Source organism: Streptomyces sp. NPDC018019 (assembly GCF_044327805.1).
GTDB lineage: Bacteria > Actinomycetota > Actinomycetes > Streptomycetales > Streptomycetaceae > Streptomyces.
Genome location: NZ_JBIRGD010000021.1, coordinates 162,775 through 180,470, shown reverse-complemented (window position 1 = coordinate 180,470; position 17,696 = coordinate 162,775). Strand labels below are relative to the sequence as shown.

General features: G+C 74.2%; 10 protein-coding genes. 6 read left to right on the top strand and 4 right to left on the bottom strand.

What is annotated here, in order from left to right:
* Positions 1–201: 201 nt before the first annotated feature.
* On the bottom strand, positions 202–762 hold the full coding sequence (locus ACH4FX_RS30235) for a MarR family winged helix-turn-helix transcriptional regulator (RefSeq protein ID WP_398484235.1): 561 nt from the start codon (positions 760–762) through the stop codon (positions 202–204).
* Between the two features lie 132 nt (positions 763–894).
* On the opposite strand from ACH4FX_RS30235, the gene ACH4FX_RS30230 reads away from it, so the two are divergent.
* Positions 895–2,214, top strand: coding sequence for an MFS transporter (locus ACH4FX_RS30230; RefSeq protein WP_398484253.1), 1,320 nt, complete (start codon positions 895–897; stop codon positions 2,212–2,214).
* 58 nt (positions 2,215–2,272) lie between these two features.
* Here the strand turns inward: ACH4FX_RS30230 and ACH4FX_RS30225 are convergent, their stop codons facing one another.
* Positions 2,273–4,039 (bottom strand): SpoIIE family protein phosphatase, encoded by a 1,767-nt coding sequence (locus ACH4FX_RS30225; protein ID WP_398484233.1) that lies wholly within the window; start codon positions 4,037–4,039, stop codon positions 2,273–2,275.
* 486 nt (positions 4,040–4,525) lie between these two features.
* The gene (locus tag ACH4FX_RS30220) at positions 4,526–5,869 is read right to left on the bottom strand and encodes an NAD(P)/FAD-dependent oxidoreductase (RefSeq protein ID WP_398484252.1); all 1,344 of its coding nucleotides are present in this window, start codon (positions 5,867–5,869) and stop codon (positions 4,526–4,528) included.
* A gap of 502 nt (positions 5,870–6,371) precedes the next feature.
* Between ACH4FX_RS30220 and ACH4FX_RS30215 the strand changes: the two genes are divergently transcribed.
* Both ACH4FX_RS30215 and ACH4FX_RS30210 read left to right on the top strand, forming a co-directional pair.
* Positions 6,372–7,316: a TetR/AcrR family transcriptional regulator gene (locus tag ACH4FX_RS30215; RefSeq protein ID WP_398484231.1), complete on the top strand. Its 945-nt coding sequence runs from the start codon at positions 6,372–6,374 to the stop codon at positions 7,314–7,316.
* 382 nt (positions 7,317–7,698) lie between these two features.
* The gene (locus ACH4FX_RS30210) at positions 7,699–10,089 is read left to right on the top strand and encodes a sigma-70 family RNA polymerase sigma factor (protein ID WP_398484229.1); all 2,391 of its coding nucleotides are present in this window, start codon (positions 7,699–7,701) and stop codon (positions 10,087–10,089) included.
* A 45-nt stretch (positions 10,090–10,134) separates the two neighbouring features.
* Here the strand turns inward: ACH4FX_RS30210 and ACH4FX_RS30205 are convergent, their stop codons facing one another.
* Positions 10,135–12,216, bottom strand: coding sequence for an asparagine synthase-related protein (locus ACH4FX_RS30205; protein ID WP_398484227.1), 2,082 nt, complete (start codon positions 12,214–12,216; stop codon positions 10,135–10,137).
* Between the two features lie 1,116 nt (positions 12,217–13,332).
* Between ACH4FX_RS30205 and ACH4FX_RS30200 the strand changes: the two genes are divergently transcribed.
* From ACH4FX_RS30200 to trmB, 3 genes are all read left to right on the top strand, one after another.
* A complete protein-coding gene (locus ACH4FX_RS30200) occupies positions 13,333–14,799 on the top strand; it encodes an MFS transporter (RefSeq protein ID WP_398484226.1) in 1,467 nt (488 codons plus the stop codon).
* A gap of 380 nt (positions 14,800–15,179) precedes the next feature.
* Entirely contained in the window at positions 15,180–16,466 is a 1,287-nt protein-coding gene (gene lhgO, locus ACH4FX_RS30195; RefSeq protein ID WP_398484224.1) for an L-2-hydroxyglutarate oxidase, read from the top strand.
* Between the two features lie 213 nt (positions 16,467–16,679).
* Positions 16,680–17,696 carry a tRNA (guanosine(46)-N7)-methyltransferase TrmB gene (trmB, locus tag ACH4FX_RS30190; RefSeq protein WP_398484222.1) on the top strand — a complete coding sequence of 339 codons (1,017 nt, stop codon included), beginning with the start codon at positions 16,680–16,682 and terminating at the stop codon, positions 17,694–17,696.

The window sequence follows — 17,696 nt, the reverse complement described above, 5'->3', positions numbered from 1 at the left end:
CGGTGACTCATAATCGAGTCGCGGTCGAATTCCGGCATGCCGAAATCCGTCCCGTTCGGGAGTCGTGCAGTAGTGGTTGTGCCGCCGGTGCGGCGTGAGTGGCTGCCGCAGAACCGTTACGGCTCCATGACAACTCGAAGAACTCTACGGACGAGGGCAGCCCGTGTCAACCGCCCCGCGGCGGCTCCGCGCCCGGCCGCATCAGTCCAGGTCGGTGAGCCGGCCGTCCGCGTCCGGCTGGGTGTCCTCGACGCGGCACAGCAGGCGGGTCAGCATCTCGCCGAGCTGGCCGCGCTCCTCGGTGGAGAGGTCCTGGAGCAGGTCCTCCTCGAAGACCGAGGCCATCCGCATCGCCTCGACCCACTTCTCGCGGCCCTCCTGGGTGAGCTCGACGATCACCCGTACGCGGTTGGCCTCGTCCCGCTCCCGGGTCACCAGCCCCTCGCTCGCCATCCGGTCGATGCGGTGGGTCATGGCGGCCGGCGTGAGGCCGAGGCGCTTGGCCAGCTCGCCGGGGCCCATCTGATAGGGCGCTCCCGCGACGACGAGGGCCTTCAGCACCTCCCACTCCGCGTTGCTCATGTTGAGGGTGGCGGTCTGCCGCCCGTAGGCAACGTTCATCCGGCGGTTGAGGCGCTGCAGTGCGGAGACGACCTGCTCCACCTGCGGATCTAGATCTTGGAACTCGCGCTGGTAGGCCGCGATCTGTTCCTCAAGGCTCGGCTCCGCAGGGCTGTGGGCCGCATCTGAGGGCTCTGACATGTCGGGAAGTATGACACGGACCTCATTGGCATTGAAGTCCTTCGGCATGTACTCTTTAGCTTCGAACTTTAGTGTTGAAGTCTTCAGGGTGTGACTGTCCAGTCCCCCTCGATCTGACCTAGGCAGGTGAGTGTGACCACCGCGATGGGCGCCGCGCTGCGCCGGATCCAGCTGGGCAACGCGCTGAGCGCGTTCGGCAACGGCTTCACGGTTCCGTATCTCTACGTCTATGTGGCGAAGGTGCGGGACCTGGGCGCGAGTACGGCCGGTGTCGTACTCGCGATGCTGGCCGTCGCCGCGCTCGTCGTGCTGCCCCTGACCGGTCGGGCGATCGACCGGCGGGGTCCGCTGCCGGTGGCCGTCGTGGGTGCCGTCACCTCCGCCGTCGGATCGCTCGGGCTGGGCCTGTCCACCACCGAGCCGCTGGTCATCGCCTCCGCCATCGCGCTGGGCGCCGGTATCGCGGTGATCCAGCCGGCCCTGGCGACGATGATCGTGTGGTGCTCGACCACGGTCACCCGGTCGCGGGCGTTCGCCACCCAGTTCTTCCTGAACAACCTCGGTCTGGGCATCGGCGGCCTGATAGGCGGCCTGCTGGTCGACGAGACGGCGGCCGGCAGCTTCGTCCGGCTCTTCGCGATCGAGGCCGTGATGTTCCTGGTCCTGGGCGCGGCCGTGGCGACCGTACGGCTGCCGAGGTCGCCGCGGGTGGCGGACCCGGTGCCGAGCGAGGCACGGGCCGAGGGCGCCTGGCGCGCGCTGTTCGCCGACCGCCGGATGATGTGGCTGTGCCTGCTGGGCTTTGTGCTGTTCTTCGCCTGCTACGGGCAGTTCGAGTCGGGGCTGGCGGCGTACGCCACCGAGGTCACGCGGATCTCGCCGTCGACGCTCGGTATCGCGCTGGCCGCCAACACGGCGGCGATCGTGGCGGCCCAGTTCGTGGTGCTGAAACTGGTCGAGCGGCGGCGGCGCAGCCGGGTGATGGCCGTGGTCGGACTGATCTGGACCGTGGCGTGGCTGGCCGCGGGGCTGTCCGGTCTGGTGCACGGGGCGCATGCGGTCGCCACCACGATGCTGATCTCGACCTACGCCCTGTTCGGTATAGGGGAGTCGCTGCTGTCGCCGACGGTGGCCCCGCTGGTGGCGGACCTGGCACCGGCATCGATGGTGGGCCAGTACAACTCGGTCTTCGCCCTGGTGAAGCAGCTGGCGCTGGCGATCGGTCCGGCGGTGGGCGCGCTCATGGTGGGCCACGGCATGTCCGCCCCGTACATCGGCATGCTGGTGCTCTGCGCCGTCGGCATCACGGTACTGGCCCTGCGGCTGGGCCGGATGCTGACCCCGGCGCAGGACAACCCGCACGTCCGGGCCCGTACTCCGGAGGCGGCGGACACCGGCGCGGCGGCCGGTGCGGAGGTGCCGCGGCGGGAGTCCGTGACGGCGGTGGCGTGAGCCCACAGCCGCTGGGCATATGGGGCCTTCTTCGCTTCCGGCGGAGGAGGCCCCGTCCTCATTCCCGGGGCAGCGCGAACTCGCACCAGACGGCCTTGCCGCCCCCGGGCATGCGCCGGGAGCCCCACGACGAGGCGATCGTCGCGATGATCGAGATGCCGCGGCCCGCCTCGTCCGCGGGCTCGGCCCGGCGCCGCCGCGGCAGGTGGTCGTCGCCGTCGGTCACCTCGACGATCAGTCGGCGGTCCGTACGGCGCAGCCGCAGCCGCATCGGCGGGGTGCCGTGCTGGAGCGAGTTGGCGACCAGTTCGCTGGCGGCCAGGACGCCGAGGTCGTGCAGCTCCGGGGAGAAGCGCCAGGAGGCGAGCACCCCGGAGGCGAAGGCGCGGGCGCGCGGCGCCGCTTCCGTACCGCCGTGGAGTTCGAGGGCGGCGTTGTGGAACAGCTCGGCGTCGTGTCCCGTACGGGCCGGGTGCTGGAGGACCAGGACGGCCACGTCGTCGTCGTGGTCGGTGGTGATGCCGAGCGCGCGCAGCAGCCGGTCGCAGATGATGTCCGGCGCGCCGGTCGCGCCCGCGAAGGCCCGCTCCAGCGCCTCGACCCCGTGGTCGATGTCCTTGTCACGGCGCTCGACCAAGCCGTCCGTATAGAGGACGGCGGTCGAACCGGGGCCCAGCGGGACGCTGCCGGAGGTGTGCAGCCAGCCGCCGGTGCCCAGCGGCGGTCCGGTCGGCTCCGCGGCGCGGTGGACCGTCCCCTCGGCGTCCCGCACCAGGATGGGCAGGTGGCCGGCGGAGGCGTACACCAGGCGGCCCTCGTTGGGGTCGTGGACCGCGTAGACGCAGGTGGCGATCTGGCTGGCGTCGATCTCGGCGGCCAGCCCGTCCAGCAGCTGGAGCACCTCGTGGGGCGGCAGGTCGAGGCGGGCGTAGGCGCGGACCGCGGTACGCAGCTGCCCCATGACGGCCGCGGCGCGCACGCCGCGCCCCATGACGTCGCCGATCACCAGCGCCGTACGGCCGGCTCCGAGGGTGATGACGTCATACCAGTCGCCGCCGACCGCGGCGTCCGTGCCGCCCGGTTGGTACGTGGCGGCCACCCTCAGGTCGTCCGGCTGCTCCAGTTCCTGGGGCAGCAGGGAGCGCTGCAGCGTGACGGCCGCCGCGCGCTGGCGTGCCTCACTGGCGCGCAGCCGTTCGGTGGACTCCACCTGGTCGGTGACGTCCGCGCCGAAGACGAGCACGCCGCGGTGCGGCGCCACACAGGCCACCTCGGGATCGGGCGCCGGGCCGCTGGCCGCGACCTCGATGGGCGTGCAGGTGAACGTGTAGTACCCGTCGCGGGACTGGTCGGCGCCCGCGCCGCCGGGCACCCGGCGCGCCTTGACCGTGCGGGGCCGGCCGCTGCGCAGCACCTGGTCCATCAGCGGCAGCAGGCCTAGCGCGTCCAGTTCCGGCAGCGCCTCGCGCGCGGTGGCGCCGGGCGGTCGGGTGCCGAAGACGGTGGCGTACGCGCCGTTGACGTACGCGATGCGGTGCTCGGGGCCGTACACGACCGCCACCAGGGCCGGGACCTTGCCGAGGATGTCGTGGACGGACAGCGCGTCCACGCTGGGGGTGCGGGCCGGGCCGGGCGCGCCGTCGTCGGCCGGGCCGGGCTCGGTGCGTTCGGCGCGGGCGGCGGGGACGGCGCCGTGGCCCACGCCCGGCGGGCCGCCCGGGGGCGCGGCGGCGGCCGCGGACGGCGCGGACCCGGCGCGGTCGGGCCGGGCGGCACCGCGCCGCTGGGTGCCGGGGAGACGGGCGCTCCAGCGCGTGAAGTTCACGGAGGGGTACCTCTTACTTCGCGTCGTCGCGCGGGATCGGGCCGTCGACTCGGGGGGACTGTCCGCGGCCGGGCCGGTGGGAGCCCCACCTGGCGGACGCGGGGAGCGGTGTCGGCTGGGGGCACCCGCGGCGCCCTCTGGCGGATTGCAGCAAACGTCCAGAATCCTCGTGATTGTCACTCTTCGCGAATACGAGCCCACCCATGGTCACACGTCCAGTGTGGCCGACCGGACTGACATCCGTCAGACGCCGGTGGCGCCGGGGGGAGTTCCTGGCTCCGGGCGCCGGGGGGTGCCGGACCCGGTGGATCGCACGCCCTGGCCCCGTGCGGACCAGGGCCCGGGCTGCCCGGCGAACGGCCGGGCGGACGGCGAGAATCGGGCCGGGAGGTGGTACGACCGGGTGATCCGGCTTCGGCGAGTCGTACGAACGGGAAATGGGAACGGCGGGTCGTACGACCGGGCCCGGAACGGCCCGACGGTGCGTCAGCCCGCCTCGGGGTGACGCCCGGTGCCCGCCGCGAGCTCGAACTCGGCGCGCGGGTGTTCCAGCGAGCCGAGAGAAACGATTTCCCGCTTGAACAGCCCGGCGAGCGTCCACTCGGCGAGCACCCGCGCCTTCCGGTTGAAGGTCGGGACCCGGCTCAGGTGGTACATGCGGTGCATGAACCACGCCGGATAGCCCTTGAGCTGCCGCCCATACACATGCGCGACCCCCTTGTGCAGCCCCAGCGAGGCCACCGAACCGGCGTACTTGTGCGCGTAGTCCACGACGGACCCGCCGCGCAGCGCCGCCACGATGTTGTCGGCCAGCACCCGCGCCTGGCGCACGGCGTGCTGGGCGTTGGGCGCGCACTCCCTGCGCGGCCCGGCCGGGCCGTCCGGCCCGCCCGTCCTGGCCGGCGGCTCCGCCGTCAGGTCCGGCACCGCCGCGGCGTCCCCCGCCGACCAGGCATGCTCGACGCCGTCCACCCGGAGGGCGGCCGTACACCTCAGCCGCCCGCGCTCGGTACGCGGCAGGCCGGACGCGGCGATGACCGGATGCGGTTTTACGCCCGCGGTCCACACCAGAGTGCGGGCCGGAAAACGCGCCCCGTCACTCAGGACGGCGACCCGCTCCTCGTACGACTCCAGCCGCGTCTCCAGCCGTACGTCGATGTTGCGGGCACGCAGCTCGCGCACCGCGTACCGGCCCATCTCCGTGCCCACCTCGGGCAGGATGCGGCCGGTCGCCTCGACCAGGATCCACTTCATGTCCTCGGGATCGACGTTGTGGTAGTAGCGGGCGGCGTAGCGCGCCATGTCCTCCAGCTCCGCGAGGGCTTCCACGCCCGCGTACCCGCCGCCCACGAAGACGAAGGTCAGGGCGGCGTCACGGATCGCGGGGTCGCGGGTGGAGGAGGCGATGTCGAGCTGTTCCAGGACGTGGTTGCGCAGGCCGATGGCCTCCTCGACGGTCTTGAACCCGATGCCGCCCTCGGCGAGGCCGGGCACCGGGAGGGTCCGGGACACCGAACCGGGCGCCAGCACCAGTTCGTCGTACGGCAGTTGCAGCCCGCCCGTGCCGTCCTCCTTGGTGGCCGGTGTCTCGACCGTGGCGGTACGCGCGGTGTGGTCGATCGCGGTGACCTCACCGACGACGACCTTGCAGTGCGGCAGCACCCGGCGCAGCGGTACGACGACGTGCCGGGGCGAGATGGAGCCGGCCGCGGCCTCCGGCAGGAACGGCTGATAGGTCATGTAGGGATCGGGATCGACCACGACCACCTCCACGGCGGCCCGCCGCAGTTCCTGCTTCAGTTTCCGCTGGAGGCGCAGGGCGGTGTACATCCCCACGTAACCACCGCCGACAACGAGAACGCGCGCCGGTTCCTTCACAGAGGTTCTCCTCGCGACATCGAAGGGCCGGCCTCGCGAGTTGCCACCGCCGTCCGGCCGGCTTGCCACCACCAGGCACTGTCTTCCCGGGAGAACCCCGGAAGAACACAGCACAGTTCCATGACGCACCGGCGGCCCGGCTTTGTCCACAGCCCCCGCGAAATGTATGACCGGTCCGGCGTGGCCGCCCGGCGGCCATGCTTTTCCGTCATCGTCCGCAGGAGCGCAGGTCAGCTGGCGCGTGACGGACGGCGGGAGAGTACGGAATCGGGGCGGATCGGAGCCGTACTCCGATCGGTGCACGGACTGTGCGGAACTGCCCTCTTCATTCTTGACCTGGGCTCAACTATGTTCGTACCTCGTTGGGGTGCAGCCTCTCATCGTCATGTCGTTACACCCCAGCAGTCAGGGCGGGGAGTCTCCGGGGGGAGACGTCATTACCGGGGGATCATCTATGCACATTCAGGGCTCTCAATGGCCGACTGCCGTATCCGCTGCCGCACCCACTTCCGAGGGCAGGGGAAACGGCACCACGCACTCCGGAGCCGGTGGCCGGAGCACACCGCTGCGCGTCGACGCGCAGCGCAATCTTGAACACGTACTCCGCGCCGCACGCGAGGTGTTCGGCGAGCTGGGGTACGGCGCGCCCATGGAGGACGTGGCGCGGCGCGCCCGCGTCGGGGTGGGGACGGTCTACCGGCGTTTCCCGAGCAAGGACGTACTCGTCCGGCGCATAGCCGAGGAGGAGACCTCCCGGCTGACCGAGCAGGCGCGTACGGCCCTCGGCCAGGAGGACGACCCCTGGTCGGCGCTGTCCCGCTTCCTGCGGACGTCCGTCGCCTCCGGCGCGGGACGCCTGCTGCCGCCGAGCATATTGCGGGTGAGCGCGGACGCTCCGGGCGGGCCCGACGGGTCCGCGGGCGAGGAGGCGCGGGTGCCGCAGCAGCGCTCGGCGTACGGGCCGGACGGCACGGCGACCGGCGCTCCGGCCGTGTCGGCGGACCTGCCGACGGGCGTGCCCGGTGAATTCCGCGTCGTCGCCCAGCGCGGCGCGCCCGAGGCCGAATCCTCGGACGCGCCGGTCACGGTCCCCAACGGGGTCGCAGCCGCCACGAACGGCGCGTCCGCGCTCGGCACGGCCGCCACCGGCGCGCTGCAGGCACCGGCCGGCGAGACCGCGGCGGACGGCGGCGCCCAGGCGCTGCTGGAGGTCGTCGGGCAGCTCGTCGAGCGGGCCCGCGCGGCGGGCGAGCTGCGGGCGGACGTCACGGTCGCCGACGTACTGCTCGTCATCGCCACGGGCGCGCCGTCCCTGCCGGACCCGGCGCAGCAGCAGGCCGCCTCGGCCCGGCTGCTGGAGATCCTCCTGGAGGGGCTGCGGTCGCGGCCTGCCGGGTGAGGCGGAGGGTCGTATCGGGTGAGGCAGACGGCCGCACCAGGTGAGCCGGGTGGCCGGCAGGCGCTTGCGGCCACTGCTGTGAGAACGGTGAGCACGATGTGACGGGGCGGGGCGCGCGGGGTCGGCTGCGGCCGGGCCGGGCGTCCCGCTTCGTGGCACGCTGCGCGGTGCGGCGGTTTCGTGGCGTGAGCCGTGCGCCATGCGCCGTGAGCCGTGAGCCGTGAGCCGGAGGAGTATTCCCCGTACGAGTGACCTCTAGTGCTCTCAGTCGGGAACTCGCCCCGGATGAGTGGTTGGTGTGCTTGCCGGGCGGGCCCGGGGCCGCCATGTGGCACGCTTTCGCGGTACTACCGCAGCGACGGCGTGTTCGGGGGCCTCGGCGATGAGTGTGGACGGGCGGGACGGGCAGCGCGACGGCGAGGCCGGTCCGCCCGGTGCCGGCGGAGCCACCGGGCGGGGTTCCCATCAAGTGCCCGGCCAGAAACGTCCGTACGGGCCGGGCGCGGAGGACGGCGGGGGCAGCGGAAGCGGCGGGACCGCGCCGGGCACCCCGGCCCGTTCCGTTGAGCGCGCAGACCCAAGCAACCAGTACGACCGGCACGACCGGGCCGAGGACACCTACCGTCCCGGTCCGGCCGAACGAAGCGTCCCTCCGCAGCGCGAGCGCACCGCCCGTAGGGGCGGCGGCCCGCAGGACAGCGCGGAGAACGGTGCCTACGGCGGTACGGGGGCCGGCCCGAAGCGCGGTGCGGGCGGGCCGAGGGGCGCGCGCGGCACGAGCGGGACGAAGAGCCGGGGCGCCCACCGGAAGCCGGGCCGCAGGCAGGCGGCGCAAGCCACCGAACCGGCCGGACCGGCCACATCGGCCGAACCGACCGCGTCCGCCGAACCGGTCACCCGCGCCGGGCCGTCCGGGCTGCCGCCTTCGGACAGCGAGTTGGTCGCCCTCATGCGGGGCGGCGACGACAGCGCGTACGAAGAGCTGTACCGCCGGCACGCCGACGCGGTGCGGCGCTACGCGCGCACCTGCTGCCGGGACGCGTACACCGCCGACGACCTGACCGGCGAGGTCTTCGCCCGCACCCTCCAGGCGGTACGCGGCGGCGCCGGCCCGGACACGGCCGTCCGCGCCTACCTGCTGACCACCGTTCGCCGGGTGGCCGCCACCTGGGGAAAGACCGCGAAGCGCGAGCAACTGGTCGAGGACTTCGCGGTGTTCGCGGTATCGGCGGCCGGGGCCTCGCTGGACGACGACACGCTCGACCTCGGCGCGGACGTGCACGCCATGCACGAGGCCGAGCAGTCCATGGCCGTACGGGCGTTCCGGAGCCTGCCGGAGCGCTACCAGACCGTGCTGTGGCACACCACGATCGAGGACGAGTCGCCGAGCGAGGTCGCGCCGCTGCTCGGACTGTCGGCGAACGCCACGGCCGTACTGGCCCACCGTGCCCGCGAGGGCCTCAAGCAGGCGTACCTACAGGCGCACGTCAACCGCTCGCTGACCGCCGAGGGCGACTGCGCGCGGTACGCCGACCGGCTCGGCGCGTATGCCCGCGGCGGGCTGCGGATGCGGGCCGAGCGCGGGCTGCGCAAGCACCTGGAGGACTGTGCCCGGTGCCGCACGGCGGCCCTGGAGGTCGCGGACGTCAACGAGCACATCCGCGTCATCCTTCCGGTCGCGGTCATCGGCTGGTTCGCCGCCGGTTACGCGCTCAAGGGAGCCGCGGCGGTGGTGGGGCTCGGCGGGGCGGGCGCGGCGGCCGGGGCCGGTGCGGCCGCGGCGGCCGGTGGCGCGGGAGCGGGTGCCGGAGCCAGTGCGGGGGCCGGGGCTGGAGCTGCTGCCGGAGCCGGTGGGGCTGGAGCTGCTGCCGGGGCGGGCGGGGCTACGGGCGCGGGCGCTGGCGCCGGCGGGGCCGGCGGTGCGGGTGGGGCCGGCGCCGTGGCGAGTGAGGGGCTCGGCGCGCCCGCGAAGGCGGCGATCGGCGCGGGCGTGCTGATCGTGGCGGGCGCCGCGCTCGCACTGGCGCTGATCGGCGACTCACAGCCCGAGCCGCAGACCCAGGCCAAGCGGCCGGGAGCGGCCTCGGCCGCTCCGCAACCCTCCGAGTCGGAACCGCCGGAGCGCACGCCGGAGCAGCCGCCCCCGACGCCCGCCCCCACACCCACCGGATCCGCACCTGGCCCCTCGTCCTCGCCCGGCCCGGACCCCACCCCCACGCCGACACCGTCGGGGTCGTCACCCGCGCCGGCGCCCGAGCCACCGCACTCCGCCACGCCGACGCAGTCGCCCCGGCCCACCCCGCGGCCGACGCCCACACCGACCCCGCCGGCGCCCGCCCCGTCCCCGTACCAGATCAACAAGCTGACGTGGGACATCCTGGGCGACGGCACGAAGCCCGAGGTGCGCATGGCGGACAGCAGTTGGATCTGGCAGCGGCAGGGCCTGCGCATCGGCGGCAAGAAGTACCGGCACGGGGTGACCGTGCACGCGCCGTCCTCCGTGACCATCGACCTGCACCGGCAGTGCACGGCGTACGACGCCTTCGCGGGCGTGGACGACCTGGGCCTCGGCCTGGGCGTCCTGCGCTTCTCCGTGTACGCGGACGGACAGCGGCTCTGGCGCTCGGGGGCGGTTCGCGGCGGCCAGTCGGCCGTCCCCGTCCACGTGCCGCTGACGGGCCACAAGACCTTGCGGCTGGTCGTCGAGCCCGCCTCGCCCAACAACGTGATGTTCCTGGGGGACTGGGCACAGTCGCAGATCACGTGCCGGTGAGGGAGCACCGGTCGCCTGCCCCCCGGTACGCATGCGCCACCGCACTCAGAGGCTGGTCCGGGGCGTCACGCCACCCGCCACCGCGCGCTGGCGGGGTGCGGCGGTGCCCGTCCAGCACGTGCCGCGGCGGGCGAGCAGGCGGCGGAGCCACAGTTCGGTGGAGACGAGTTCGGCGAGGCCGTCCAGCGGCAGCGGGGCACCTTCGGCCGCCGCCCGCAGGGCCTTCCGTACGACGCGGGCCTCGACCAGGCCCGCGTCGGCGAGCAGGGGGGTGTCGAAGAGACCGACCACGTCCCCGATGGAGGTGCGCAGCCCCGCCCGTACGGCCGCCGCGTGTGTGATGTGCGAGGTGGCGCCCCAGCCGGGCGGCAGGTCGCGGATGCCCGCGCCCGACAGGACGGCGCGCAGTACGGCCGCCCGCGCCCCCGGTTGCACGCGCAGCGTGTCCGGAAGCGCGCGGCAGGCCAGCACCACCTGGTTGTCCAGGAAGGGCGCGTGCAGCCGCTGGTTCCGTACCTCCGCGGCCTGTTCGAAGATCCGGTGATCGGCGGCGTGCCGGGCCAGCGCGGCGCGTGCCCGGCGTTCTCCGGGCCGCCCGGCAGCAGGCATCCGCTCCGCCGCGGCGGTGAGGCGAACCGATACTTCGGCCAGCGCCTCCCCCGTGAGCCACCGCGCCGCGGGCCCGGGCCGGCACCAGGAGAGCGCGGCCAGCGAGGCGTCCACCGCTCCGCCGCCCACCACCTCGTCGGAGAACTGCCGCTCTTTCAGGCGCGTCGCCGTCTCGGCGATTCCCTCCCCGTAAGGCGTACGGGCCAGCTTCCGGGCCGCGCGGTAGACGGTGAACGGGACCAGGGCGGACTGCGACAGCGGCCCGTCGGCCTTGGCCAGCGCCGTGACGGGCCGCAGCAGGTGGCGCCTGCGCCGGTCCAGGAGCAGATCGGCCAGGCGCGCCGGGTGCGCGTCCAGGACCTGCCGGGCACCGGCCCCGACGAAGTGGTCCGCGCTGCCCGCCAGCAGGCGCCGGCGGTGGCGCCCGGCCGTGATGAGCGACGGGCCGGGCTCGTCCGTGAGCGGCCCGCCCTCCAGGTCCGCGTACGGGAGCGCCTCCTCGCCCGCCGCGACGACCACGTGGCGCAGGCGCGGATTGGCGGCCATGCTGCGGGCCCGCTCCAACTCTGCCTCGCGGTACGACTGTCCCCCGTGGGTGGCGCGGTCGTTGAACGTGACGGCCAGTAGGCGCTCGCCGTGCCCGTTGACCGTGCCCGGCACCCCGGGCAGCCCGGCCGCGAGGAGCGCCAGGGTGGCGGAAGCGCTCCCTCCGGAGAGGTCGGCGCCGACGCCGGGGGCCGGTGCGCCGCGCGCGGCCCGCCGCTCGGCCGGCCCCATGCCCGGCACGGGCCCCGGGTCCAGTCCGGCCAGGCCGTCGGGGTCCGGGGCGTGCCGCGGCCCGGACAGCCGCGCCCGTACGGCCTCGATCAGCGCGTCGCGCACACCGTCGACGGCCTGTTCGGGCGGCAGTTGAGGCGCGGCCACCGCCAGCGAGGCCGTCGGCTCGTACGAGGTGATGTCGCTGCTGCCGCCTCTCAGGACGAGCGCGTGGCCGGGCGGTACCCGCCGTACGCCCTCGTACGGTGTGCCTGCGCCCAGCGCCTCGGGCGCGTCCGGGCAGGCCAGCAGCGCGGCCAGGTGCCCGACGTCGAGGCCCGCCTCGATCAGGTCGGCGAGCGGCAGGGCGGCGGTGGAGTACGCCGTGCCGCCCGCCCACGGAGTGTGGAAGACCGGCCGGGCGCCTGCCAGGTCACCGGTGACCGTGACGCGCCTGCCGACCTGGACGACGGCCGTGTAGCTGCCGGGCCAGGCGGTGAGGTGGCGCAGCGCGCCCCCACGGGCCGCGAAGAGGCCGACGCGCAGTTGGTCGTCGGTGGCACCGCACACCCCGAAGACGGCCAGTCGCGTCTCCGCGTCGGCCTGGATGACGCGTACTTCGTCGGGGCGCCAGTCGCCGACCGCCCACAGCGGGTCGGGGTCGCCCCACAGGAGCTGGGCGCCCACGGGGAGCACCGTGCGGGCCTCCTCGGAGGGGGACGGTCCCGTGGCGGTACTGCTCCACCCCACCAACCAGCGCATCGCCGCCTCCACCCTCTTCGCCGCCGCCGGGCGGCCCCCGTCCGTCCGCCGTGGCGGAAGCCGCCACCCGGGCGCGCGCCCCTGATGGTCGGCAGGGTGGACCGGACCGCCGCCCCGCACAGCGGATTGCCAAGCCGTTGCCAAGCTGTTGCGCGGACCATGCTGCCACGACAGCGGCATTCGGGAGACGCCGAAGAGCGCCTGTATACGGGGGTGTTCGGAAGACGTTACCGAGCCCGGACGCGCCGGGTTCCAGACCCGTTCGGGGTACGCGGTGCCCGCGGAGGGGCGGGGTGGTGTATGAAGGGCGGTTCGATCACGGGGAGGGCGGGACGGGCGCGTTGACGGCGCGGGTGGGTTGGGCGGGTGGGTTGGGCGGATCGGTGGCGCGGGTGGGTCGGTGATGTGGGCGGATCGGTGGCGTGGGCGTACCAGCAGGGTCGGCGGACCGGTGACGCTTGAGGACCAGTGTCGCTGGAGGACCGGCGTTCAGCTGCGCTCGGCGTCATGCGGCAGCACCCTGCTGCCCCGCCGCAGAGGTGGCCCCTTCACCCCGGCAGCAAACCTGCGTACGTCGATTTTCAGCCAAAATCTGCGCCGGGCACGCCGGTTGGCCCGATACCGGCCAGCCCGGTCCGGAGGACGGCCGATCCCCCTACCGGACGGCCGCCCCGTACGGCCATGAGGGCCCCACGGGCCGCCGTACCGAACGGCCGGGCGCCCTCCCGACCGCCACCGTGATCAAGCGGACGCCCTTGAGACCGCCTCGGCGGCCCTCCCGCACATGCGACAGTCCGGGAGGCGGGACTCGCCCCCCGGACCGGACCGCCACCCGCGGGGAATGAGGTGGCGGTGTCCCCCAGCCCACTGGATCCAGTGCAGCGGGCCGACCCACGCAGATCCCATGGAAGCGCTCCCGCACCCGAGCGGCCAGCGCGCACACACGGGCGCACGGCAACACGTACCCGGAGCACATGCCAAACCCCCTACACCAGCTTGGACTTGAAACCCGCCATCCGGGACATCGGCCCTTAACGGTAGGGATTCGGCGAACTACTCTGGGTGGACGCATGCCCCGGGGTAGCGGGGCGGCCGTCGCTGTGTCGAGGGGTGCGCATGTCAAGGGATATACGCGGGCCGAACGAGAAGCTCGGCACCGTTCTCGCCCTCGCGGGGATCAGCAATGCCGGGCTCGCCCGCCGGGTCAACGACCTCGGGGCGCAGCGCGGCTTGACGCTTCGCTACGACAAGACGTCGGTCGCCCGGTGGGTGTCCAAGGGCATGGTGCCCCAGGGCGCCGCGCCCCATCTGATCGCCGCCGCGATAGCCGGCAAGCTCGGCCGGCCGGTGCCGCTCCACGAGATCGGGCTGGCCGACGCCGACCCGGCCCCGGAGGTGGGCCTGGCCTTCCCGCGCGACGTGGCCGCCGCCGTACGGTCCGCGACCGAGCTGTACCGCCTCGACCTGGCCGGACGCCGTGGCGGCGGGGGCATCTGGCAGAGCCTGGCCGGATCCTTCTCGGTGAGCGCGTACGCGACCCCCGCGTCGCGCTGGCTGATATCCCCGGCCGACAGTTCCGTCGCCCGCGAAGCGACCGACCTGCGGGAAGTCCGGGACGGCAACGGCTCGGCGGGCAAGGACGGCGCCGGAGCCGACACCGCGCCGCTGCACGTCGGCCACAGCGACGTCACCAAGCTGCGGGAGGCCGCCGAGGACGCGCGCCGCTGGGACTCCAAGTACGGCGGCGGCGACTGGCGCTCCTCGATGGTGCCCGAGTGCCTGCGGGTGGACGCCGCGCCGCTGCTCCTCGCCTCGTACAGCGACGAGGTGGGCAGGGCCCTCTTCGGGGCGACCGCCGAACTGACCCGGCTCGCGGGCTGGATGGCCTTCGACACCGGCCAGCAGGAGGCGGCCCAGCGGTACTACATCCAGGCACTGCGCCTGGCACGGGCGGCCGCCGACGTACCGCTGGGGGGATATGTCCTGGCCTCGATGTCACTCCAGGCGACCTACCGCGGCTTCGCCGACGAGGGCGTCGACCTGGCGCAGGCGGCCCTGGAGCGCAACCGCGGCCTGGCGACGGCCCGCACGATGAGCTTCTTCCGCCTGGTCGAGGCGCGGGCACAGGCCAAGGCCAACGAGTCGCGCGCCTGCGAGGTGGCCCTCAAGGCCGCCGAGGGCTGGCTGGAGCGCTCCCGCGAGGGCGACCCGGACCCCTCCTGGCTGGACTTCTACTCGTACGAGCGCTTCGCCGCCGACGCCGCCGAGTGCTACCGCGACCTGCGGCTGCCCCGCCAGGTGCGCCGCTTCACGGAGCAGGCGCTGTCCCGCCCGACGGAGGAGTACGTCCGCTCGCACGGCCTGCGCCTGGTGGTCTCGGCGGTGGCCGAGCTGGAGTCCGGCAACCTGGACGCGGCCTGCGCGGCCGGGACGCGGGCGGTCGAAGTGGCCGGCCGCATCTCGTCGGCCCGCACGACCGAGTACGTACGCGACCTCCTGCACCGCCTGGAGCCCTACGGGGACGAGCCCCGCGTGGTGGAACTGCGCGAACGGGCCCGGCCCCTGCTCGTCGCACCGGCGTAGGCGGGGGCGCGGGAGGTGCACCACTGGTGTGTGGGGGCGTGCGCGGTGCGCCGCTGGTGCGGGGGCGCGAGCCGTGCGCCACTGGTGCGGGGTCGAGTGAGGCGGGCGGTCGTGGCACGGAGGGCGCGCGGGGCGGTCGCGCAACGGGCCATCCGTCGCCCCAGGCGGGCGGGGGTGGCGGAAAGGGCGCACGGAGGTATCGAGCGGCCGGCCGGCTGCCGTCCCAGCCGGGTGGCCGCGGCGCGAAGGGCGTACGGGGCGGTCGCGCGACGGGCCATCCGCCACCCCAGGCGGCATCGCGCCCCCGTCGTCCCCCGCTCCCGCCCCGTTGTCAGACCCTCCGGTCATGATGGGATACGACTGGTTCCAGGGGAGGTGCTGTGATGGCGTACGACTGCGATGTGCTGGTGATCGGTGCCGGCATCGTGGGGCTCTCGACGGCCTACGCGATCACGCGCGCCGCTCCCGGCGCGCGGGTGGTGGTCCTGGAGAAGGAGCCCGCCCCCGCCCGCCACCAGACCGGCCGGAACAGCGGCGTGATCCACAGCGGCATCTACTACCCGCCCGGCTCCCTCAAGGCCCGCTTCGCGCTCCAGGGCTCGGCGGAGATGGTCAAGTTCTGCCTGGACCACGACCTCCCGCACGAGGTCACCGGCAAGCTGATCGTCGCCACCGACCGCGCCGAGCTGCCCCGCCTGCACAGCCTGATCCAGCGCGGCCGGGAGCACGGCATCCCCGTGCGCGAGCTGGGCCCAGCCCAGCTCGCGCGGTACGAGCCGGAGGTCAGCGGCCTGGCCGCCATCCATGTCGGCACCACCGGCATCGCCGACTTCGGCGCGGTGGCCCGTCGCCTCGCCGATCTGGCGACGGACGCGGGCGCCCGCATCGCATACGGCCACCAGGTCACCGCCATCGGCCGCCGCCCCGGCCGCGTCGCGGTCCGCACGTCCTCCGGTACGGGCCGTACGGTATCCGGCGCCCTCGGCGTGCCCTCCGGTGCGGCAGCCCGTGCCGCCACCGATACGGTTTTCCGCGCCCGCACCCTGGTCAACTGCGCCGGCCTGCACAGCGACCGCATCGCGCGCCTGGCGGGCGACGCGCCGGGCATGCGCATCGTCCCCTTCCGCGGCGAGTACTACACCCTGGCCCCCGCCCGCGCCTCCCTGGTGCGCGGCCTGGTCTACCCGGTCCCCGACCCCGCCTTCCCGTTCCTGGGCGTCCACCTCACCCGCGGAATCGACGGTTCCGTCCACATCGGCCCCAACGCCGTCCCCGCCCTCGCCCGCGAGGGGTACGACTGGCGCACCATCCGCCCCGCCGACCTGGCCGCCACCCTGGCGTACCGCGGCTCCTGGCAGATAGCCCGCCGCCACTGGCGCTACGGCGCAGGCGAACTGCGCCGCTCCCTCTCCCGCCGCGCCTTCACCGAGGCCGTCCGCCGCCTGCTGCCGGCGGTCCGCGAGGAGGACCTCCGGCCGTCCCCCGCCGGCGTGCGCGCCCAGGCCGTCCTCCCCGACGGCACCCTCGCCGACGACTTCCTCATCACGGAAACCCCGTCCATCGTCCACGTCCTCAACGCCCCGTCCCCCGCCGCCACGGCCTCCCTCCCCATCGGCAGGGAGATAGCCGGACGGGCTCTGACGATGCTGGAGGGCGGGACGGGGTGAGGGGTGCGTGGGGTGAAGGGGCCGAGGAGGGACCGGGCTGAGACCGGGCCGGGCCGAGGCCGGGCCAGGTTGAGGCCAGGCCGGACTTAGCCCCGACCAGGCCGAAGCCGTCCCGAGCTGAGGAAAATCCGCCCCGCCCTGCCCCGCCTTCCCCCACCCCGGCCTCCGGCCTCTCCTCACCTGCCGCTCCCCCGCCCGTAGAATCGACTCACTGTGTCCGAGAACCCCGCCACCCCCGAGTCCAGCCCAGCCGCCGAGCCCAGTCCTGCCGCCGGGCCCGGCCCCGACGCGGGCGCAAGCCTCGACACGGGAACCGGCACCGGAACCGGCACCAGCACCAGCACCGACGCCGCTCAGCGGCCCGCGGCCGACCAGCCCGCCCCCGGCCCGCAGCAAGACGCCACCCCCCAGCCCGGCATCACCCACCACCCCGCCTCCGACCGGCCCGTCAACGCGGAACAGCCCCGCGCCGATCAAGAAGCCGACCGCCTTCGCCGCCGCCCCGAGCCGATGTTCCCCGACGGCACCGGCCCCGCGGCCGACCCGGCCGGTTCGCACCACGAGCGGCGGATCCGTTCCTTCCAGCCCCGGCGCAGCCGGGTCTCCCCCGGCCAGGCCGACGCGCTGCGCCGCCTGTGGCCCAAGTGGGGGCTGGACATCGACGGTCTCTCCAGAATCGACCTGAACGACCTCTTCGACGGCCGCCCGGTCGTCCTGGAAATCGGCTTCGGCATGGGCGAGGCCACGGCGCAGATGGCCGCCGCCGACCCGGACACCGGCATCCTCGCCTGCGACGTCCACACCCCGGGCCAGGGCAACCTGCTCGGCCTCGCGGAACGCAACGGCCTGTCCAACATCCGCGTCGCCAACGGCGACGCGATCATCCTGCTCCGCGAGATGCTCGCCCCCGCCTCCCTCTCCGGCCTGCGCGTCTACTTCCCGGACCCGTGGCCCAAGAAGCGGCACCACAAGCGTCGCCTGATCCAGCCCGAGTTCATCGCGCTCGCCTCGACCCGCCTCGCCCCCGGCGCCCTCGTCCACTGCGCGACCGACTGGGAACCGTACGCGGAGCAGATGCTGGACGTCCTCTCCGCCGAGCCGACGCTCGAAAACCTGCATTCCGGCTACGCCCCGCGCCCGGACTTCCGCCCCCTGACCAAGTTCGAGGGGCAGGGCCTGGACAAGGGCCACGCCGTCCACGACCTCCTCTTCCGGCGGCGCCCGGCATAG